The organism is Pauljensenia sp. UMB6358 (assembly GCF_030216865.1).
In the GTDB taxonomy this organism is placed as follows: Bacteria; Actinomycetota; Actinomycetes; order Actinomycetales; family Actinomycetaceae; genus Pauljensenia; species Pauljensenia turicensis_A.
Genome location: NZ_JASOMS010000162.1, coordinates 1 through 277, shown reverse-complemented (window position 1 = coordinate 277; position 277 = coordinate 1). Strand labels below are relative to the sequence as shown.

General features: G+C 56.0%; 1 protein-coding gene. It reads left to right on the top strand.

Translation table 11 applies throughout. The annotated features are described in order from the left end of the window. Nucleotides 1–277 (top strand): cation:proton antiporter domain-containing protein (locus QP381_RS09020; protein ID WP_285068669.1); only part of this gene is annotated, 277 nt, incomplete at both ends.

The window sequence follows — 277 nt, the reverse complement described above, 5'->3', positions numbered from 1 at the left end:
ATTGTCTTGGGCGCATTTGCGGCTGGCTTCGTCTTGCGACAAGCACTCCCAAACGGGCGTGCCGAACTCGAGCAGAAGTTGGATGGCCTGGCCTACGGCTTCTTCATCCCAACCTTTTTCATTATCTCCGGTATGGAGGTTGATCCCGCCGCCTTGCTCGACTCACCTCTTGGCGCCGCAGCCTTCCTCATCTGCCTTCTGGCTGTACGCGGACTGCCGGTATTCGGATCAACCTTCGTGATGCCCTCTGAATTAGAGAAGGAACTGTCTATTCGAC